Here is a 19,818-nt window from a genome sequence, read left to right as displayed (position 1 = left end):
CGCACGAACGAATCGGGTATACTCCCGCTCTTTAAATCGCAGCCCAAGAAACAGGTGAATTTCGTGAGCCAGCCTACGCCAGCCGTGCGTACCTTCCAAGACTTGATCCTCGCCCTCCAGCAATACTGGGCCGAGCAAGGTTGCGTGGTACTTCAGCCCTACGATATGGAAGTAGGCGCCGGCACTTTCCACACTGCCACGTTTCTGCGTGCCATCGGCCCGGAAACCTGGAACGCCGCTTATGTGCAGCCCAGCCGCCGCCCGACTGACGGCCGCTACGGCGAAAACCCGAACCGCCTGCAGCACTACTACCAGTTCCAGGTCGTGCTGAAGCCGAACCCGGAAAACTTCCAGGAACTGTACCTGGGCTCCCTCAAGCACGTCGGCCTCGACCCGCTGGTGCACGACATTCGTTTCGTCGAAGACAACTGGGAATCGCCAACCCTGGGCGCCTGGGGCCTGGGCTGGGAAGTCTGGCTCAACGGCATGGAAGTGACTCAGTTCACTTACTTCCAGCAAGCGGGCGGCATCGAGTGCTACCCGGTCACCGGCGAGATCACCTATGGCCTGGAACGCCTGGCCATGTACCTGCAGGGCGTGGATTCGGTCTACGACCTGGTCTGGGCCGACGGCCCGTTCGGCAAAGTGACCTACGGCGACGTGTTCCACCAGAACGAAGTGGAGCAATCCACCTACAACTTCGAACACGCCAACGTCGAGAAGCTGTTCGAGCTGTTCGATTTCTATGAGAGCGAAGCCAAGCGCCTGATCGAGCTGGACCAGCCGCTGCCGTTGCCGAGCTATGAAATGGTGTTGAAGGCGTCCCATACCTTCAACCTGCTGGACGCACGCCGGGCGATTTCCGTGACCGCGCGCCAGCAATACATCCTGCGTGTACGCACCCTGGCACGTTCCGTTGCGCAAGCCTACCTGCTGGCCCGTGCCAAGCTGGGCTTCCCGATGGCGACCCCGGACCTGCGTGATGAAGTGTTGGCTAAGCTGGAGGCTGCACAATGAGTGCTCAAGATTTTCTGGTTGAACTGGGCACCGAAGAACTGCCACCCAAAGCCCTGAACACCCTGGCCGATGCGTTCCTGGCCGGTATCGACAAGGGCCTGCAAGCCGCCGGCCTGAGCTACGAAGCCAAACAGGTGTACGCCGCGCCGCGCCGCCTGGCCGTGCTGATCACCGCCCTGGCGACCCAACAGCCGGACCGCAGCATCAACCTCGACGGCCCACCACGCCAGGCCGCGTTCGATGCCGATGGCAACCCGACCCAGGCCGCCTTGGGCTTCGCCAAGAAGTGCGGCGTTGACCTGAGCGAAATCGACCAGAGCGGTCCGAAGCTGCGCTACAGCCAGAGCATCAAGGGCAAGCCGACCGCCAGCCTGTTGCCGACCATCGTCGAAGACTCGCTCAATGACTTGCCGATCCCCAAGCGCATGCGCTGGGCTGCGCGCAAGGAAGAGTTCGTACGTCCAACTCAATGGCTGGTCATGCTGCTCGGTGACCAGGTCATCGATTGCACGATCCTGGCCCAGAAGGCCGGTCGCGATTCCCGCGGTCACCGCTTCCATCACCCGCAAAGCGTGCGCATCACCTCGCCGGCCAACTACCTGGCCGACCTGCGTGCCGCCTACGTGCTGGCCGACGCCAACGAGCGCCGCGAACTGATCAGCAAGCGCACCGAAGAGCTGGCCACTCTGCAGGAAGGCACCGCCATCGTGCCGGCCAATCTGCTGGACGAAGTGACCGCGCTGGTGGAATGGCCGGTGCCGCTGGTGTGCTCGTTCGAGGAACGTTTCCTTGAAGTGCCGCAGGAAGCGCTGATCACCACCATGCAGGACAACCAGAAATACTTCTGCCTGCTGGACGCCGAAGGCAAGTTGCTGCCGCGCTTCATCACGGTCGCCAACATCGAAAGCAAGGATCCGCAGCAGATCATCGCCGGTAACGAAAAAGTCGTTCGCCCGCGCCTGACCGATGCCGAGTTCTTCTTCAAGCAAGACAAGAAACAACCCCTGGAAAGCTTCAACGAGCGCCTGCGCAACGTGGTGTTCCAGGAAAAGCTCGGCAGCGTCTACGACAAGGCCGAGCGCGTATCGAAACTGGCGGCGTTCATCGCCCCACGCATCGGCGGCGATGCCCAGCGCGCCGCCCGTGCCGGCATCCTGTCCAAGTGCGACCTGTCCACCGAAATGGTCGGTGAGTTCCCGGAGATGCAAGGCGTCGCCGGTTACTACTACGCCCTCAACGATGGCGAGCCGCAAGATGTGGCCCTGGCACTGAACGAGCAGTACATGCCTCGCGGTGCCGGCGCTGAGCTGCCGACCACCCTGACCGGTGCGGCGGTGGCGATCGCCGACAAACTCGACACCCTGGTCGGCATCTTCGGCATCGGCATGCTGCCCACTGGCAGCAAAGACCCGTATGCCCTGCGTCGCGCGGCGCTGGGCGTGTTGCGAATCCTGATCGACAAGCAATTGGACCTGGACCTGAACGACGCCGTGGCGTTCGCCGTGAATGCGTTCGGCAGCAAGGTCAAGGCCGCCGGCCTGGCCGATGCGGTGCTGGAATTCATCTTCGACCGCCTGCGTGCGCGTTATGAAGATGAAGGCGTCGACGTTGCGACCTACCTGTCGGTGCGCGCCCTGAAGCCGGGCTCCGCCCTTGACTTCGACCAGCGCGTACAAGCGGTGCAGGCGTTCCGCAAATTGCCGGAAGCAGCCGCGCTGGCGGCGGTGAACAAGCGGGTGTCGAACCTGCTGGGCAAGGCCGAAGGCAACATCGCGGCCACCGTCGAAGCCAAGTACTTCGACAATGCCAACGAGTTCTCCCTGTATTCGGCGATCCAGCAGGCGGACCAGGCGGTCCAGCCAATGGCGGCAGCGCGTCAGTACAGCGAAACCCTGGCACGCCTGGCGGCACTGCGCGAGCCGGTGGATGCGTTTTTCGAGGCGGTGATGGTCAATGCCGAAGACGCCAAAGTACGGGCCAACCGTTACGCGCTGCTGGCGCGTCTGCGTGGGCTGTTCCTCGGCGTCGCCGATATTTCGCTGCTGGGGTAACGCTTGAAACTGCTGATTCTCGATCGGGACGGGGTGATCAATCACGACTCCGATGCTTACATCAAATCGGTGGAGGAGTGGCTGCCGCTGCCCGGTTCGATCGAAGCCATCGCGCAGTTGAGCAAGGCCGGCTGGACGGTGGCAGTGGCCACCAACCAGTCGGGCATTGCCCGCGGTTACTATGACCTCGCCGTCCTCGATGCCATGCACGAGCGCTTGCGCGCCCTCGTGGCGGAGCAGGGCGGGGAAGTCGGCTTGATCGTCTATTGCCCGCACGGGCCGGACGACGGCTGCGATTGCCGCAAGCCCAAGCCGGGCATGTTGAAAACCATTGCCGCGCATTACGATGTGGCTTTGGCAGGTGTGTGGTTCGTCGGTGACAGTCTCGGTGACCTGGAGGCGGCCAAGGCCGTCGATTGTCAGCCAGTTTTGGTAAAGACCGGGAAAGGCGAGAAGACTCTGGGCAAGACCCTGCCGGTGGGCACCTTGATTTTTGACGACCTGGCGGCGATTGCCGCTGAACTTATCCACAATTAGAGCTCCCAAGACATCCTGATCAAGGACTGTTCGGGAAGCGCTTAAACAGGCGGGCAGTGCCCGCAACGGTAAACGCCGCTATGTCGATATTGCAGGCCATCAGAAGCTTCCTCTTTTACCTGCTGCTGGGCACCAGTTCCTTGTTGTGGTGTTCCTTGAGTTTTTTTATCGCGCCTTTTTTGCCGTTCCGGGCGCGCTACCGTTTCATCAACGTGTACTGGTGCCGCTGCGCACTGTGGCTGAGCAAGGTGTTCCTGGGCATTCGCTATGAAGTGAAGGGCGCCGAGAACGTGCCGGACCGGCCCTGCGTAATTCAGTCCAACCATCAGAGCACCTGGGAGACGTTCTTTCTCTCGGCCTATTTCGAGCCGTTGAGTCAGGTTCTCAAGCGTGAACTGCTGTTCGTACCGTTCTTCGGCTGGGCCATGGCGATGCTGCGCCCGATTGCCATCGATCGCGACAACCCCAAACTGGCGCTCAAGCAAGTGGCGAAGAAGGGTGACGAGCTGCTGAGGGACAACACCTGGGTGCTGATCTTCCCCGAGGGCACCCGTGTTCCTTACGGGACGGTTGGAAAGTTCTCCCGCAGCGGTTCCGCATTGGCGGTGAACGCTGAACTGCCGGTGCTGCCGATTGCACACAATGCCGGCAAATTCTGGCCAAAGGCTGGCTGGATCAGGACGCCGGGCGTCATCACCGTGGTGATCGGCGCGCCGATGTATGCCGAAGGCACTGGCCCCCGCGCCATCGCCGAGCTCAATGACCGCGTACAAGCCTGGAATGAACAGGCACAACGGGACATGGGCTCGCTTCCTCCCGGCCCTGTGGCGGAAGTCCCCACGGAACAAGCCGCTGTTTGAGATCTGTGGATAACCTGTGTACCGTTTTTTCGGAATTCGTTGTTTTTATGCTGTATGTATTTGTTTTTAATACATATTTCCTAAACACATAAAAGCCGTGTTCAGGTGCATAAGTTTTTATAGCACTCAAAAGATCGCAGCCTTCGGCAGCTCCTACAGGACCTATCCAATCCTCGTAGGAGTTGCCGAAGGCTGCGATCTTTAATCTTCCAGCAACGGGAAGCGCAGGCTGAACGTCGTCCCCTTGCCCACTACGCTGTGGCACTCGATTTTCCCCTCGTGATGGTCCACCACCGCCTTGACCATCGATAATCCCAGGCCAATGCCATCCACCCCTTGGGCCGACGAAAATCGTCGGTACTGGCTGAACAGGTCCGGCAGTTCTTCGGCGCTGATGCCTTTGCCCTGGTCGGCGACATTGCAGATCAACCAGCCCGACGCACAATGCACCTGCAGGGAAATGCAGGCGTCGGGCGGGCTGTATTTGATGGCATTTTCCAGCAGATTGAACAGCGCACGGGTCAGCAACGATTGATCCGCCCTCACCATCGCCTCTTCATCTTCCAGTTCATGAACCAACTGGATGCGCTTTGCCTGGGCGATGGGTAGCGCTTGGTCGAGCACATCCAGCACCAGCATCGCGAACAGCGTGGGCTGGAACTGATACGCCTCGGATTCCGCCTTGGCCAATTGCACGAAGCCCTCGGTCAGGTCCAGCGCGCGACGTACCTGGCGCTCGATCTGGTCGAACAACGGATGATCGCCGCCCGCCTGGTGCCGCTGCACATCGAGCAGCGCAAGGATTGCCGAGTGAGGCGCGCGCAAATCATGGGAGAGGAAACGCAGCATGACGCTACGCTGTTCTTCCGCCTCACGTTCGGCGCTCAGATCCGTGAGGCTCAGCAACCAGCCAATCGGCGCATCGCCATCAACCGGGAACAGTGCCGCCCGTTCCAGGCGCAAGCTGCGCTCGCGAATATCGCGAAACTCCACCAAGGGCAGTGTGGATAACCGGTGATGCGCCCCATGCTCCAACCCGGGATAACCCAATTGCGCGAGATGCTCGAGCACATCCCCGCCCGCCAGGCCATGGCCGAACAGCTCACGGGCCTTGCGATTACCGAGCAGCAACTTGCCTTGAGGATCGCTGATCATGGTCGCCACGGGCAGGTATTCCAGGCCGTCGGCGATGAAGCGCCGGGTGTCGCGGGTTCGGCTCATGGCTTGTTCCAGGGCCATGATCTGCCCCTGCAAACGATCGCTGCCGGTGTATGAAGTACGACGACGTTCCGGAAAAACCTTGGGCTCCGCGTCCAGACGCGCCAGCTCCCAGCCGAAATAGGCCAGCACCACACTCAGGCGTCGCCAATTCCAAATCAAGTAGCCGAACATGATGCCCAGCACACTGGCCATGGGCGACCACCACCAACCCTGCGCGCCCAGTACGGCGCTGATCAGCAAGGCCAGGCTCATGCCGCCCACGGTTGTCCACAAGGCCAGGCGCGGGCGCAGCAGCAACAAACCCAATACGCCCCCCACCAGGCATACCGACAACAACGCAGCACCTGAATGGTCGCCCGTTGATTGGCTGCTCAATGACAGCAAGGCCGTCAACGGCAACAGCAGCAGACTTATCCACAACCACTCCCGCACCAACTGGCGGAACAACCGCTGGACCTGGGTGGGCTCACGACTCTCACGGCGACGCTGGTTACTCATAGGCCTCCTGGCCGAACTCAAGAACTGGGGATCTCTTCACAGGTCTGTATCAAGCCCACGACTATAACGAACTCGATGGGTGGCGCGCTGCTGCCTTTCCCTGCGGGCGGCGAGCCGGTATTGTCGCAGCCAGCGACAGGTCAATGGATCAGCCCCTGGCGGCCTTTCATTCCCACCTGAAGATGTCCGTTATTTTCGAGATCAAGGAATCGCATTCCATGCGTGTCGCCATACTGGACGATGAACCGGCCGAGCTGCGCCGGGTAGAGCAGACCTTGCAACAAATCCCCGGCAGGAACGAGCCAGCCTGGACCCTGCACAGCTTTGAGCGAGGCGAAGACCTGTTGCGGCAATTGCGCCGGGAAACCTTCGACTTGTTGATCCTCGACTGGCAACTGCCCGACCTCAGCGGGCTCTCGCTACTGCGCTGGACCCGCGAACACATGGATTCGCCACCGGCCGCCATCATGCTGACCAGCCGCGACGGCGAACACGACATCGTCCAGGCCCTCAACGCCGGTGCCGACGACTACGTGAGCAAACCCTTCAGGCCCAACGAGCTCAAGGCCCGGGTCACCGCTGTGCTGCGCCGTCATAACCTGCAACGCGCGCCCGCCAGCGACGTGCTGGTGTTCAATGACCTGGCATTCGACGACGCCGAACTGACCATCACCCGCGCCGGCATTCCCATCAGCCTGACCGAACGGGAATACCGCCTGGCCCGGTGCCTGTTCGCCAACCTGGGCCGGCCGCTGTCCCGGGAATACTTCTACGAACGCTTCTGGACCCATGAGGAAATGACCTCGTCCCGCCCGCTCGACACCCACATCTACCGTCTGCGCAACAAGCTCGGGCTGACGGCGGATCGGGGTTGGCAGTTGCTGACGATTTATGGGTATGGGTATCGGTTGGAGAGTGTGGCAGCGGGGAGTGAGGCGTCTGTCGCAAGTTAAAAAAGGTCAGTTGGATACCTCTGTGGCGAGGGAGCTTGCTCCCGCTGGGCTGCGCAGCAGCCCCTTTTTTGTGAGTGCTCCGTCCTCAAGCGGGAGCAATCTCCCTCGCCGCAATGGATATCAGCTGACCGTCCGCACCAAGCCCCCAGCCTTTGCGATCCGGCGGCGCTGTATCAGCAATCCGGACACGACCACCAGCATGCTGAGCAGCCCCGTCGCCAGGATCTGCACACGGTGGGCTTCCTGGAACAGCATGATGGTCAAGGCCCCGACGATGAAGAGAATCACCGCGTAGGTCAGGCCAGGGAACAGCCACATGCTGAAGGCGATTTTTTCACCACGGGCTATACGTTGCTTGCGCATACGCAGCTGCGAAACCGCGATGACCAGGTACACCAGCAACGCAATGGCACCCGAACTGGCCAGCAGGAATTCAAAGACCGCCGCCGGTGCCACGTAGTTGGCAAACACCGCGAGGAAGGCCGCACCGGTCGACAGCATCACCGCCCAATAAGGTGTACCGCTCTTGTTAGTGCGCTGGGAAACGGCCGGCGCATCACCGCGCTTGCCTAACGAGAACATCATCCGGGAGGCCGTGTACAGCGCCGAATTCAAGCAACTGGTGACCGCCACCAACACTACGATATCGACGATCAGCTTGGCATTGGGAATGCCCATGCGTTCCAGCACCGTCTGGTAGGAGCCGACGCTGGCCAGGAGCGGGTCGTTCCAAGGCACCAGGGCCACGACGATGAAGATGGAGACGAGGTAGAACAAACCAATCCGCCAGATTACCGAGTTGGTCGCCTTGGAAATCTGCTGGCCTGGGTTCTTCGATTCGGCCGCAGCGATGGTCACGATCTCGGTGCCCATGAACGAAAACATGGTGGTCAGGATCGCCCCCAGCACCGCGCCCATACCGTTGGGCAGGAAGCCCTGGGTGTCGAACAGGTGCGAAACGCCGCTGACCTGGCTAGTGGGCAGCCAGCCGAATATTGCCATCACACCCAGCCCGATGAAGCCAATGATCGCCAGCACCTTGACCAGGGCGAACCAGAATTCGAACTCGCCGTAATTCTTCACGCTGAACAGGTTGGTGACCGTCAACAGCAGGGTAATGACCAGCGTGAAGGACCAGATTGCAATGTCCGGGAACCACGCATGAAGAATCGTTGCGGCAGCGTTGGCCTCCAGCGGAATCACCAGGACCCAGAACCACCAGTAGAGCCAGCCGATGGTGAAACCGGCCCAGTGCCCAATCGCTCGGTCCGCATACGTCGAGAAGGAGCCGGTGTCCGGCGAGGCTACTGCCATTTCGCCGAGCATCCGCATCACCAGCACCACCAAGGCACCTGCGGCAGCGTAGGCCAGCAGCACGGCGGGACCGGCCGCAGCGATCGCGTGACCGGAGCCGACGAACAGGCCGGCACCAATCACACCGGCGATGGAAAGCATCGTCACATGACGGGGCTTGAGCCCTTGCGTCAGATTATCGGAAGTTTGCGTACCACTCATTGAGACAACCCTTGGCATTTGGATTTATTCGTACCACCTCGATCCCATCGTTTCCTGTAAATTTAAAAAAACGATGTGTAAGTTATTAAACACGCAAGTTTTACGCCAGAAAACCTGAGGCCCGCGGTAACCGGGGCTCTTCACAGATTCCTAACCCATTGAGAATGAAGGCTTTATGCCAGGTTGTTACCCAGCTACCCTGTTTGTGACCGATGGGTCTTAAGGACGCGGACATTTTTCAAGCGTAAAAAAAAGCCAACGCATGTGCGTTGGCTTTTTGTTGGAGCGGAGCGCTGCAGAAGAATCAGAAATCCAGGTTGGATACCGCCAGCGCGTTGCTCTCGATGAAGTCACGACGAGGCTCGACCGCATCACCCATCAAGGTGTTGAAGATCTGGTCCGCGCCAATGGCGTCTTCGATGGTGACTTTCAGCATCCGGCGCGAGCCCGGGTCCATGGTGGTTTCCCACAGCTGATCCGGGTTCATCTCACCCAGACCTTTGTATCGTTGGATGGTGTGGCGCTTGGTGCTTTCGGCCATCAGCCATTCAAGGGCTTCCTTGAACTCGGTCACGGCTTTCTTGCGTTCGCCACGTTGGATGTAGGCACCTTCGTCCAGCAGCGTGCTCAGTTGCGCGCCGAGGGATACCACGGTCTTGTAGTCGTTGCTGCCGAAGAAGTCGCGGTTGAAGGTGACGTAGTTCGACAGGCCGTGGGAGATCAGTTCGACCTCCGGCAGCCAGACGTTACGCTCACGGTCTTCACGCAGGCTGGCTTTGTAGACCAGGCCGGATTTCTCGACAGTGCGCAGGCGTACTTCGTACTGGGCCAGCCAATCCTGCATTGCTGCGTGATCGGACAGTTGCTCCAAGCTCACGGCCGGCAGGTAGATGAAGTGCTCGGTCAGTTCCTGTGGGTACAGGCGCGACAGGCGCTTGAGAGTCTTCATCACCAGGCGGAAGTCGTTGACCAGGCGCTCAAGGGCTTCGCCGGAAATGCCTGGGGCATCTTCGTTCAGGTGCAGGCTCGCGTCTTCCAGGGCCGACTGCGTCATGTACTCTTCCATGGCGTCGTCGTCTTTGATGTATTGCTCTTGCTTGCCTTTCTTGACCTTATACAGCGGCGGCTGGGCGATGTAGATGTAGCCGCGCTCGATCAGCTCGGGCAACTGACGGAAGAAGAACGTCAGCAGCAGGGTACGGATGTGCGAACCGTCGACGTCAGCATCGGTCATGATGATGATGTTGTGATAGCGCAGCTTGTCGATGTTGTACTCTTCGCGGCCGATGCCACAGCCCAACGCGGTGATCAAGGTGCCGACTTCCTGGGAGGAAATCATCTTGTCGAAGCGCGCCTTCTCCACGTTGAGGATCTTGCCCTTGAGCGGCAGGATGGCCTGGGTGCGGCGGTTGCGGCCCTGCTTGGCGGAACCGCCAGCAGAGTCACCTTCCACGAGGTACAGTTCGGACAGGGCAGGGTCCTTTTCCTGGCAGTCAGCCAGTTTGCCCGGCAGGCCGGCGATGTCCAGCGCACCTTTACGGCGGGTCATCTCACGGGCCTTGCGCGCGGCTTCACGAGCACGGGCGGCGTCGATCATCTTGCCGACCACCAGCTTGGCTTCGTTCGGGTTCTCCAGCAGGAAGTCGGAGAAGTACTTGCCCATCTCCTGTTCAACTGCGGTCTTCACTTCGGAAGACACCAGCTTGTCCTTGGTCTGGGAACTGAACTTCGGATCCGGCACCTTCACCGAAATGATCGCGGTCAGGCCTTCACGGGCATCGTCACCGGTGGTGGCGACTTTATGCTTCTTCGCCAGGCCTTCCTGTTCGATGTAGTTGTTCAGGTTACGGGTCAGCGCCGAACGGAAGCCCACCAGGTGGGTACCGCCGTCACGCTGGGGAATGTTGTTGGTGAAGCACAACAGGTTCTCGTTGAAGCTGTCGTTCCACTGCAGGGCGATTTCCACGCCGATGCCGTCTTCACGCTGGACGTTGAAGTGGAACACCTGGTTGACCGCAGTCTTGTTGGTGTTCAGGTATTCAACGAACGCACGCAGGCCGCCTTCGTACTTGAACAGTTCTTCCTTGCCGCTGCGCTCGTCCTTGAGGACGATGCCGACACCGGAGTTGAGGAAGGACAGTTCACGAATCCGCTTGGCCAGGATGTCCCAGCTGAAGTGGATGTTCTTGAAGGTTTCGCTCGAGGCCTTGAAATGGATCTGGGTGCCCGTGGACTCGCTGTCGCCAACGATTGCCATCGGTGCCTGGGGCACGCCGTGGACATAGGTCTGTTCCCAGATCTTGCCGCTACGGCGAACCGTAAGAACAAGCTGTTCGGACAGTGCGTTCACTACCGATACACCTACGCCGTGCAGACCGCCGGAGACCTTGTAGGAGTTGTCGTCGAACTTACCGCCTGCGTGGAGGACGGTCATGATGACCTCGGCGGCGGAAACGCCTTCCTCTTTGTGCACGTCTACCGGGATGCCACGGCCGTTGTCGCGAACGGTGATGGACTCATCCGGGTGGATGATGATGCTGATGTCGTCGCAATGGCCGGCGAGGGCTTCGTCGATGGAGTTGTCGACCACCTCGAACACCATGTGGTGCAGACCGCTGCCATCGTCGGTGTCACCAATGTACATACCGGGACGTTTGCGTACGGCATCCAGGCCTTTCAGCACTTTAATGCTCGTTGAGTCGTACGTATTTTCTTCGCTCAATGCCTTCACTCCCGATGGTCGTGGGTCTGGGTGATACGGCCCTGTTCCACGTGGAACAGGGCGACTGGCGTTTCCGTCTGCCAGCCTTCCCTCAATAATTCGTGGTCTACACAGGTAATGAACACCTGGCAGCGTAAGTCTTCCAGCAAGCGGCACAGGGCGCGACGGTGGGCTTCGTCCAGCTCGGACGGCAAGTCATCCACCAGATAAATACACTGACCGCGACGGGCCTGGCTAACCAGATGCCCCTGGGCGATACGCAAGGCACACACCACCAACTTCTGCTGCCCCCGGGACAAGATGTCCGCGGCATTGTGTGCGCCCAATCTGAGGCGCAAGTCAGCGCGTTGTGGTCCAGCCTGGGTATGGCCCATCTGCTGGTCTCGTTGCAGCGAGCCAGCCAGCACGGTGCTCAGTTCCCGGTCCTTGTCCCAGCCTCGGTAATAGCTGAGCGTCAGGCCCTCAAGCTCAACCAGTTCGCTCAAGGTCTGCTCGAAGACCGGTTTCAAGGCTTTGATGTAAGCGCGGCGGTATTCATCGATTTCAGCGCTGGCCTGGCACAGTTCCCTGTCCCAAACCGCTTGCGAAACGGCGTCAAGTGTACCATGCCGCAGCCAAGAGTTTCGCTGGCGCAGCGCCTTCTGCAAGCGTTGCCACGTCGACATGAAACGCGGTTCCACGTGGAACACGCCCCAATCGAGGAACTGCCGGCGAATCTTCGGTGCGCCTTCCAGCAGACGGAAGCTGTCCGGGTTGATCAGCTGCAACGGCAGGATCTCGGCCAGCTGCGCCGCACTGCGAGCGTTCTGCCCATCGATGCGGATCTGAAACTCGCCTTGCCGATCTCGCGATATCCCCAGGGCGCTGTGGCCGCCTTCCGCCAGCTCCACCTGGCCAAACACCGTGCACGCCAACTGATCGTACTGGATGACCGGTAACAGGCGGGTGCTGCGAAACGAACGAGCAAGCCCGAGCAGGTGCACGGCTTCCAGGACGCTGGTTTTGCCGCTGCCGTTGGCGCCGTAAAGGATATTGATGCGGGGGGAAGGGGAGAAGGTCACCGGGTGCAGATTGCGCACCGCGGTGACCGAGACGCGACTTAAGGACATCTAGCTGATTCTGATTACAGACGCATCGGCATGACAACGTAAGCCGAGTCGTCGTTGTCGGACTCTTGCACCAGCGCACTGCTGTTGGAGTCGGACAGGATCAGACGCACTTGCTCGGTGGTCATCACGCCCAGTACGTCCAGCAGATAGCTGACGTTGAAGCCGATTTCCAGAGAGCCGCCGTTGTACTCAACGCCTACTTCTTCTTCCGCTTCTTCCTGCTCCGGGTTGTTCGCCTGGATCTTCAGCTGACCATTGGCCAGTTGCAGACGAATGCCGCGGTACTTCTCGTTGGACAAGATCGCGGTACGGCTGAAGGCTTCGCGCAGCGCTTGGCGATCGCCCAGCACCAGCTTGTCGCCGCCTTTTGGCAGCACACGTTCGTAGTCCGGGAACTTGCCGTCCACCAGTTTCGACGTGAAGGTGAACTCGCCCGTGGTGGCGCGGATGTGGTGCTGGCCCAGCACGATGCTGACATTGCCGTCCGGCTCGGTCAGCAGGCGGGCCAGCTCCAGGATACCTTTACGCGGCACGATCACCTGGTGGCGATCCGGCTGACCGATATCGGCCTGCATCGAGCACATCGCCAGGCGGTGCCCGTCGGTGGCAACAGCGCGGATAACGCCAGCCGACACTTCCAGCAGCATGCCGTTGAGGTAATAACGCACGTCCTGCTGGGCCATGGCGAAACTGGTGCGTTCGATCAAGCGACGCAGTTTGCTCTGGTCCAGGCTGCAAGTCAGCGAACCCGGGCCTTCTTCAACGGTCGGGAAATCGTTGGCTGGCAGTGTGGACAAGGTGAAGCGGCTGCGACCGGCCTTGACCACGAGCTTCTGCTCATCGACCTTGATGTCGATCAGCGCGTCGTTGGGCAGGCTCTTGCAGATGTCCATCAGCTTGCGCGCCGGCACGGTGATGGAACCCGGATCCGCCGGTTCCTCAAGTTGCACACGACCGACCAGCTCGACTTCCAGGTCGGTACCGGTCAGCGACAATTGCTGGCCTTCGACAACCAGCAGCACGTTGGAAAGTACCGGCAAGGTCTGGCGGCGTTCGACGACGCCTGCGACCAGTTGCAGGGGTTTCAACAGGGCTTCGCGTTGAATGGTGAAATGCATGGTCTAGTCCCTTGCCTTAAAAGCTGCGCTGGTGGTCATCAAGTGGTCAGTGTACGCAGCAGGTTCTTGTAGTCCTCGCGGATGTCCGCGTCGGATTCCTTAAGTTCGTTGATCTTGCGGCAGGCGTGCAACACGGTGGTGTGGTCGCGTCCGCCAAACACATCGCCGATTTCCGGCAGGCTGTGGTTGGTCAGTTCCTTGGACAGGGCCATGGCCACCTGGCGTGGACGTGCCACCGAACGCGAACGGCGTTTGGACAGCAGGTCGGAGATCTTGATTTTGTAGTATTCGGCAACCGTTCGCTGAATGTTATCCACAGAAACCAATTTGTCCTGGAGCGCTAGCAGGTCCTTCAAGGATTCGCGAATCAGCTCGATGGTGATATCGCGGCCCATGAAGTGCGAGTGAGCGATCACCCGCTTGAGGGCACCTTCGAGTTCACGCACGTTCGAGCGAATACGCTGGGCAATGAAGAAGGCGGCGTCATGAGGCAGCTCGACCTTGGCCTGGTCGGCTTTCTTCATCAGGATCGCGACCCGGGTTTCCAGTTCCGGCGGCTCGACGGCCACCGTCAGGCCCCAGCCGAAACGCGACTTGAGGCGTTCCTCGAGGCCCTCGATCTCTTTCGGGTAGCGGTCACTGGTGAGAATGACCTGCTGCCCGCCTTCAAGCAATGCGTTGAAGGTGTGGAAAAACTCCTCCTGGGAACGTTCCTTGCGGGCGAAGAACTGAATGTCATCGATCAGCAAGGCATCCACCGAACGGTAGAAACGCTTGAATTCATTGATGGCGTTCAGTTGCAGCGCCTTGACCATGTCGGCCACGAAACGCTCGGAATGCAGGTACACGACCTTGGCATTCGGGTTCTTCTTTAATAAGTGGTTGCCCACGGCGTGCATCAAGTGGGTCTTACCCAAGCCTACGCCGCCATACAGGAAGAGCGGGTTGTAGCCGTGCTTGGGGTTATCCGCCACCTGCCAGGCCGCCGCGCGGGCCAGCTGGTTGGATTTACCTTCGACGAAGTTCTCGAAGGTAAAGGTCCGGTTCAGGTAGCTGGTGTGCTTGAGCGCGCCTTCGACCTGGACGGTGCGCTGTTCGGCCCGCACCGGTGCCTGCTGGGAGCTGGCGCCGGCCATAGGGTCGAAGCTGTCCCGGGAAGGCTCTTCGCTGACTTCGGCAACCTTTTGTGTATTGCGCTTGCTCGAGGCAGGCGCGGGCGCCGGGGCGGCATGGTTGTTGACCGGTGCCGGCGCAGCCTGCTGGGCCTGTGACGCGGCGGCAGCCAGCGGCGCATTGGGCGCGGCGCGGGGTGCCGAGCTGCGTTTGCTGCCTATTAATAAGGACAACGCAGGCGCCATGCCATTGCCATGCTCGTCGAGCAGTTCCATGACCCGGCCCAGGTACTTTTCGTTGACCCAGTCGAGAACGAAACGGTTCGGTGCATAGACACGCAACTCGTCGCCTTCGGCTTCGACCTGTAGTGGACGGATCCAAGTGTTGAATTGTTGGGCAGGCAGCTCATCGCGCAAAAGCTCCACGCACTGCTGCCAAAGTTCCACTGACACGGATATCCCCTAAGTTGAAAGCCGGTGAGGCAAAAACAAGCGGCCATTGTAGCGAGCAGACGTGCACTTATCCACACGCAGCTTGCTCATCGGCCATGATTTATCAGTACGTTAACCGAGAGAAAGACGACCAGCGGTCGGTGGATAAGCTCTGTGGATAACCGCGCCTGAGGTCGTTGCACAACTGGGGGCGAAACTCGGTGGATAACCGCCCTGTGGATAACCAGGCATTTCACCCACAGCTTATCCGACAGCGCAGCACAGGCTGGCCACTGCTTTCCCGTGTAGTTGTCATTCTCTGTACATGGCGGATTACATGGCCTTGACATGGTTATCCACAGATAAGTGGCGGCCTAGCTTTTATAAGCTTTACAGAAAAGCTTTAAATAATTCCCTTCTTTATATCTATATCTAGCGCTGGGTGATGGATCCGCGAAAAACGCCTGGATATCTATTTAAAGGAAACGCTGGTTGGAAATTGACCTAGAGGCTTGCTTTCTCTAGAATCCCCGGTCTCTTAAAACGGGGGCCATTCCGGCCCGTTGTGGACGAACCAGGTAACACGACAATGAAACGTACTTTCCAACCAAGCACTATCAAACGCGCTCGTACCCACGGTTTCCGTGCTCGCATGGCTACCAAGAACGGTCGTGCCGTCCTGTCGCGTCGTCGCGCCAAAGGTCGTGCGCGTCTGGCAGTTTGATAATCCGGCACTGGAGGTGAGTCAGGACTTCAGTCGGGAAAAGCGTCTGCTTACCCCCCGGCATTTCAAGGCAGTCTTTGACTCCCCTACCGGCAAGGTTCCGGGGAAAAATCTCCTGCTCCTTGCGCGCAGTAACGATCTCGATCACCCCCGACTAGGGCTGGTCATCGGGAAAAAGAGCGTCAAGCTCTCCGTTCAGCGCAATCGCCTCAAACGTCTGATGCGCGAATCGTTTCGCCTGAACCAGGATTCACTGGTCGGATGGGACATCGTTATCGTCGCGCGCAAAGGTTTGGGTGACGTAGAAAACCCCGAATTGATTCAGCATTTCGGCAAGCTCTGGAAGCGTCTGGCGCGCAACAAGCCAGTACCAGCAGTCAACACCGAAACTGTAGGGGTAGACAGTCCCGATGCGTAAACTGGCACTCGTTCCGATCCAGTTTTATCGCTATGCCATTAGTCCTTTGATGGCCAGTCACTGTCGTTTCTACCCCAGTTGTTCCTGCTACGCGTACGAAGCCATAGAAAATCATGGCCTCCTGCGCGGTGGCTGGCTGACCTTTCGTCGTTTAGGTCGCTGTCATCCGTGGAATCCCGGCGGTTATGACCCGGTTCCGCCTATCCCTACCTCCCGTTCTTCTTCGATGGCCGAGTAATCATGGATATCAAACGCACGATCCTGATCGTCGCCCTGGCAATCGTGTCCTACGTCATGGTCCTTAAATGGAACCAGGACTATGGCCAGGCTGCCCTGCCGACTCAGAATGTTGCAGCCAGCAATACCGCACCGAGCCTGCCGGATGCTCCAGTTGGCAACAACGCTGCCAGCAATGACGACATCCCACGCGCGGCAAGCGATACCAGCGCTCCTGCCGAAGCCCCGGTGGCCGTAAGCAAAGATCTCATCCAGATCAAGACGGACGTGCTCGAGCTGGCAATCGATCCACAAGGTGGTGACGTCGCCCAGCTGAAGCTGCCGCTGTACCCACGTCGCCAGGATCATCCGGAAATCCCGTTCCAGTTGTTCGACAACGGTAACGAGCGCACCTATCTGGCCCAAAGTGGCCTGATCGGTACCAACGGTCCGGATTCGAACCCGGCCGGTCGCCCGATCTACTCTGCCGAGAAGAAGACTTATCAACTGGCTGATGGTCAGGACCAACTGGTCGTGGACCTGAAGTTCAGCAAGGATGGCGTCAACTACACCAAGCGTTTCACTGTGAAACGTGGCATGTACGACGTAACCGTCTCTTACCTGATCGACAACCAGAGCGCCCAGCCTTGGTCCGGTGCGATGTTCGCGCAACTCAAGCGTGACGCCAGCGACGATCCTTCTTCCAGCACCGCCACCGGCACCGCGACTTACCTGGGCGCAGCCCTGTGGACAAGTTCGGAACCGTACAAAAAAGTGTCCATGAAGGACATGGACAAGGCTCAGCTGAAGGAAACCGTCCAAGGTGGCTGGGTTGCCTGGCTGCAGCACTATTTTGTAACAGCCTGGATCCCGCAGAAAGGCGACAGCAACGTCGTCCAGACGCGTAAAGACAGCAAAGGCAACTTCATCATCGGTTACACCGGCCCGACATTGACTGCCGCGCCCGGTGCAAAAGCCGAAACCAGTGCCGTCCTGTACGCCGGTCCAAAAAGCCAGGCCGTGCTGAAAGAGTTGTCCCCAGGCCTGGAACTGACCGTTGACTATGGCTTCCTGTGGTTCATTGCCCAGCCTATCTTCTGGCTGCTGCAACATATCCACAGCCTTGTCGGCAACTGGGGTTGGTCGATCATTTTCCTGACCATGCTGATCAAGGGGATCTTCTTCCCGTTGTCGGCCGCCAGCTACAAGTCGATGGCGCGCATGCGTGCAGTGGCACCGAAACTGGCCGCCCTGAAAGAACAACATGGCGATGACCGGCAGAAAATGTCCCAGGCCATGATGGAGCTGTACAAGAAAGAGAAGATCAACCCGCTGGGTGGTTGCTTGCCGATTCTTGTCCAGATGCCCGTGTTCCTTGCACTTTACTGGGTTCTGCTGGAAAGCGTGGAGATGCGCCAGGCGCCGTTCATGCTGTGGATTACCGACCTGTCGATCAAGGATCCGTTCTTCATCCTGCCGATCATCATGGGCGCGACCATGTTCATCCAGCAGCAGCTGAACCCAACGCCTCCGGATCCGATGCAGGCGAAGGTCATGAAAATGATGCCAATCATCTTCACCTTCTTCTTCCTGTGGTTCCCGGCGGGTCTTGTGCTGTACTGGGTTGTGAACAACGTGTTGTCCATCACTCAGCAGTGGTACATCACGCGTAAGATCGAAGCGGCGACGAAAAAAGCCGAGGCGTAACTTGCTCTGTGGATAACCACACAAAACGCCCCCTAGTGGGGCGTTTTGCTATCTGCCACTTTTGTCTGGATACCGGTTTATGAGCGCACCGCGTGAAACCATCGCCGCTGTTGCCACCGCCCAAGGTCGCGGTGGGGTCGGCATCGTCCGTATTTCCGGGCCGTTGGCCAGTGTCGCGGCCAAGGCCATCAGCGGCCGTGAGCTCAAGCCGCGGTTCGCCCATTACGGCCCGTTTTTCAGTGATGACCAACAGGTGCTCGACGAAGGACTGGCCTTGTATTTCCCGGGGCCGAATTCGTTCACGGGCGAAGACGTGTTGGAACTGCAAGGGCATGGCGGCCCTATCGTGCTGGACATGCTGCTCAAGCGTTGCCTTGAACTGGGCTGCCGCCTGGCCCGGCCGGGGGAATTCAGTGAACGCGCCTTTCTCAACGACAAGCTCGACCTGGCCCAGGCCGAGGCGATTGCCGATTTGATCGAAGCCAGTTCCGCACAGGCCGCCCGCAACGCCTTGCGTTCCTTACAGGGGGCGTTTTCCCAGCGTGTGCATAACCTCACCGAACAATTGATCGGCCTGCGGATCTACGTCGAAGCCGCCATCGACTTTCCGGAGGAGGAAATCGACTTCCTCGCCGATGGCCACGTGCTGAGCATGCTCGATAAGGTGCGCGATGAGTTATCCACAGTACTGCGCGAAGCCGGGCAGGGTGCCTTGTTGCGCGATGGCATGACCGTGGTGATCGCTGGACGACCGAATGCCGGCAAATCCAGCCTGTTGAATGCCCTGGCCGGTCGCGAGGCGGCTATTGTCACCGAGATCGCCGGCACCACCCGGGACATCCTCCGTGAACATATCCACATCGACGGCATGCCGCTGCACGTGGTGGATACCGCCGGTTTGCGCGACACCGAGGACCAGGTGGAAAAAATCGGCGTTGAACGGGCACTCAAGGCCATTGGCGAAGCCGATCGGGTATTGCTGGTGGTGGATGCCACCGCACCGGAAGCGGACGATCCCTTTGCCTTGTGGCCGGAGTTCCTGGAGGTGCGCCCGGATCCGGCGAAAGTCACCCTGATTCGCAACAAAGCCGATTTGACCGGGGAAGCGATTGCCCTCGACGTCAGTGATGACGGGCACGTGACCATCAGCCTGAGCGCGAAGTCTGCAGGTGAAGGCCTGGAGCTGCTGCGCGAGCATCTCAAGGCCTGCATGGGCTATGAACAGACCTCGGAAAGCAGCTTCAGCGCTCGCCGGCGGCACCTTGAAGCGTTGCGCCATGCCAGCGCGGCCCTCGAACACGGTCGCGCGCAGCTGACCTTGGCAGGGGCAGGGGAGTTGTTGGCTGAAGATTTGCGCCAGGCGCAACAGTCCCTGGGGGAAATTACCGGCGCCTTCAGCTCCGATGACTTGCTGGGACGAATCTTTTCCAGCTTCTGCATCGGTAAGTAACCCTACCGGACTGACGACGAACCCGTGGCGAGGGAGCTTGCTCCCGCTGGGTCGCGAAGCGGCCCCAAAAGCTGTCGAATGCGGATTATCTGATACACCGCACCCGCCGGTTTACGACTGCTTCGCAGCCGAGCGGGAGCAAGCTCCCTCGCCACAGG

General features: G+C 59.6%; 16 protein-coding genes. 10 read left to right on the top strand and 6 right to left on the bottom strand.

All coding sequences use genetic code 11. From position 1 onward, the window contains the following. The first annotated feature begins 63 nt into the window (after nucleotides 1-63). The 4 genes from glyQ to ACIPQ1_RS05530 all read left to right on the top strand — a co-directional run bounded on the left by glyQ (nucleotide 64) and on the right by ACIPQ1_RS05530 (nucleotide 4,465). Nucleotides 64-1,017: a glycine--tRNA ligase subunit alpha gene (glyQ, locus tag ACIPQ1_RS05545; RefSeq protein WP_003177094.1), complete on the top strand. Its 954-nt coding sequence runs from the start codon at nucleotides 64-66 to the stop codon at nucleotides 1,015-1,017. Continuing rightward, the gene (gene glyS, locus ACIPQ1_RS05540) at nucleotides 1,014-3,068 is read left to right on the top strand and encodes a glycine--tRNA ligase subunit beta (protein WP_446533725.1); all 2,055 of its coding nucleotides are present in this window, start codon (nucleotides 1,014-1,016) and stop codon (nucleotides 3,066-3,068) included. Before glyQ ends, glyS begins: the two co-directional genes overlap by 4 nt. A 3-nt stretch (nucleotides 3,069-3,071) precedes the next feature. Continuing rightward, on the top strand, nucleotides 3,072-3,605 hold the full coding sequence (gene gmhB, locus ACIPQ1_RS05535; protein ID WP_411386045.1) for a D-glycero-beta-D-manno-heptose 1,7-bisphosphate 7-phosphatase: 534 nt from the start codon (nucleotides 3,072-3,074) through the stop codon (nucleotides 3,603-3,605). Between the two features lie 80 nt (nucleotides 3,606-3,685). Continuing rightward, complete coding sequence (locus ACIPQ1_RS05530) at nucleotides 3,686-4,465, top strand: lysophospholipid acyltransferase family protein (RefSeq protein WP_250961599.1); 780 nt, start codon at nucleotides 3,686-3,688, stop codon at nucleotides 4,463-4,465. A gap of 201 nt (nucleotides 4,466-4,666) precedes the next feature. Here ACIPQ1_RS05530 and ACIPQ1_RS05525 read toward each other — a convergent pair whose 3' ends face one another. Then, a complete protein-coding gene (locus tag ACIPQ1_RS05525; RefSeq protein WP_186706454.1) occupies nucleotides 4,667-6,184 on the bottom strand; it encodes a sensor histidine kinase in 1,518 nt (505 codons plus the stop codon). A gap of 218 nt (nucleotides 6,185-6,402) precedes the next feature. Here ACIPQ1_RS05525 and ACIPQ1_RS05520 point away from each other — a divergent pair, with 218 nt between their 5' ends. After that, nucleotides 6,403-7,137 (top strand): response regulator transcription factor, encoded by a 735-nt coding sequence (locus ACIPQ1_RS05520; protein WP_186706455.1) that lies wholly within the window; start codon nucleotides 6,403-6,405, stop codon nucleotides 7,135-7,137. Between the two features lie 120 nt (nucleotides 7,138-7,257). Here ACIPQ1_RS05520 and gabP read toward each other — a convergent pair whose 3' ends face one another. The 5 genes from gabP to dnaA form a co-directional block, all read right to left on the bottom strand. Then, on the bottom strand, nucleotides 7,258-8,652 hold the full coding sequence (gene gabP, locus ACIPQ1_RS05515) for a GABA permease (RefSeq protein WP_446533724.1): 1,395 nt from the start codon (nucleotides 8,650-8,652) through the stop codon (nucleotides 7,258-7,260). Between the two features lie 304 nt (nucleotides 8,653-8,956). Then, nucleotides 8,957-11,374: a DNA topoisomerase (ATP-hydrolyzing) subunit B gene (gene gyrB, locus ACIPQ1_RS05510; RefSeq protein WP_186706457.1), complete on the bottom strand. Its 2,418-nt coding sequence runs from the start codon at nucleotides 11,372-11,374 to the stop codon at nucleotides 8,957-8,959. A gap of 5 nt (nucleotides 11,375-11,379) precedes the next feature. Next, a complete protein-coding gene (gene recF / locus ACIPQ1_RS05505; RefSeq protein ID WP_092167953.1) occupies nucleotides 11,380-12,483 on the bottom strand; it encodes a DNA replication/repair protein RecF in 1,104 nt (367 codons plus the stop codon). A gap of 14 nt (nucleotides 12,484-12,497) precedes the next feature. Beyond that, on the bottom strand, nucleotides 12,498-13,601 hold the full coding sequence (gene dnaN / locus ACIPQ1_RS05500; protein ID WP_003196145.1) for a DNA polymerase III subunit beta: 1,104 nt from the start codon (nucleotides 13,599-13,601) through the stop codon (nucleotides 12,498-12,500). Nucleotides 13,602-13,639: 38 nt separating this feature from the next. Continuing rightward, a complete protein-coding gene (dnaA, locus tag ACIPQ1_RS05495) occupies nucleotides 13,640-15,166 on the bottom strand; it encodes a chromosomal replication initiator protein DnaA (RefSeq protein WP_186728442.1) in 1,527 nt (508 codons plus the stop codon). A gap of 568 nt (nucleotides 15,167-15,734) precedes the next feature. Between dnaA and rpmH the strand changes: the two genes are divergently transcribed. From rpmH to mnmE, 5 genes are all read left to right on the top strand, one after another. Next, nucleotides 15,735-15,869 (top strand): 50S ribosomal protein L34, encoded by a 135-nt coding sequence (gene rpmH / locus ACIPQ1_RS05490; RefSeq protein WP_003213577.1) that lies wholly within the window; start codon nucleotides 15,735-15,737, stop codon nucleotides 15,867-15,869. Nucleotides 15,870-15,885: 16 nt separating this feature from the next. Beyond that, nucleotides 15,886-16,287 (top strand): ribonuclease P protein component, encoded by a 402-nt coding sequence (gene rnpA / locus ACIPQ1_RS05485; protein WP_003207107.1) that lies wholly within the window; start codon nucleotides 15,886-15,888, stop codon nucleotides 16,285-16,287. Continuing rightward, nucleotides 16,280-16,525 carry a membrane protein insertion efficiency factor YidD gene (gene yidD, locus ACIPQ1_RS05480; RefSeq protein ID WP_010465488.1) on the top strand — a complete coding sequence of 82 codons (246 nt, stop codon included), beginning with the start codon at nucleotides 16,280-16,282 and terminating at the stop codon, nucleotides 16,523-16,525. The genes rnpA and yidD overlap by 8 nt, the downstream gene beginning before the upstream one ends. Nucleotides 16,526-16,527: 2 nt before the next feature. Continuing rightward, entirely contained in the window at nucleotides 16,528-18,210 is a 1,683-nt protein-coding gene (gene yidC, locus ACIPQ1_RS05475) for a membrane protein insertase YidC (protein ID WP_411386043.1), read from the top strand. A gap of 79 nt (nucleotides 18,211-18,289) precedes the next feature. Beyond that, nucleotides 18,290-19,660, top strand: a complete 1,371-nt coding sequence (mnmE, locus tag ACIPQ1_RS05470) for a tRNA uridine-5-carboxymethylaminomethyl(34) synthesis GTPase MnmE (RefSeq protein ID WP_411386042.1) — start codon at nucleotides 18,290-18,292, stop codon at nucleotides 19,658-19,660. Nucleotides 19,661-19,818 lie beyond the last annotated feature (158 nt).

The sequence above is a fragment of the Pseudomonas sp. LARHCG127 genome (genome assembly GCF_052871455.1).
This window is presented reverse-complemented; position numbering and strand designations above follow the sequence as displayed.

What these genes read in the sequence shown, in the direction of transcription:
- dnaN (WP_003196145.1), bottom strand. Translation starts at nt 13,601, where the DNA reads ATGCATTTCACCATTCAACGCGAAGCCCTGTTGAAACCCCTGCAACTG.
- rpmH (WP_003213577.1), top strand. Translation starts at nt 15,735, where the DNA reads ATGAAACGTACTTTCCAACCAAGCACTATCAAACGCGCTCGTACCCAC.
- yidD (WP_010465488.1), top strand. Translation starts at nt 16,280, where the DNA reads ATGCGTAAACTGGCACTCGTTCCGATCCAGTTTTATCGCTATGCCATT.
- ACIPQ1_RS05525 (WP_186706454.1), bottom strand. Translation starts at nt 6,184, where the DNA reads ATGAGTAACCAGCGTCGCCGTGAGAGTCGTGAGCCCACCCAGGTCCAG.
- gabP (WP_446533724.1), bottom strand. Translation starts at nt 8,652, where the DNA reads ATGAGTGGTACGCAAACTTCCGATAATCTGACGCAAGGGCTCAAGCCC.
- yidC (WP_411386043.1), top strand. Translation starts at nt 16,528, where the DNA reads ATGGATATCAAACGCACGATCCTGATCGTCGCCCTGGCAATCGTGTCC.
- recF (WP_092167953.1), bottom strand. Translation starts at nt 12,483, where the DNA reads ATGTCCTTAAGTCGCGTCTCGGTCACCGCGGTGCGCAATCTGCACCCG.
- mnmE (WP_411386042.1), top strand. Translation starts at nt 18,290, where the DNA reads ATGAGCGCACCGCGTGAAACCATCGCCGCTGTTGCCACCGCCCAAGGT.
- glyS (WP_446533725.1), top strand. Translation starts at nt 1,014, where the DNA reads ATGAGTGCTCAAGATTTTCTGGTTGAACTGGGCACCGAAGAACTGCCA.
- ACIPQ1_RS05520 (WP_186706455.1), top strand. Translation starts at nt 6,403, where the DNA reads ATGCGTGTCGCCATACTGGACGATGAACCGGCCGAGCTGCGCCGGGTA.
- ACIPQ1_RS05530 (WP_250961599.1), top strand. Translation starts at nt 3,686, where the DNA reads ATGTCGATATTGCAGGCCATCAGAAGCTTCCTCTTTTACCTGCTGCTG.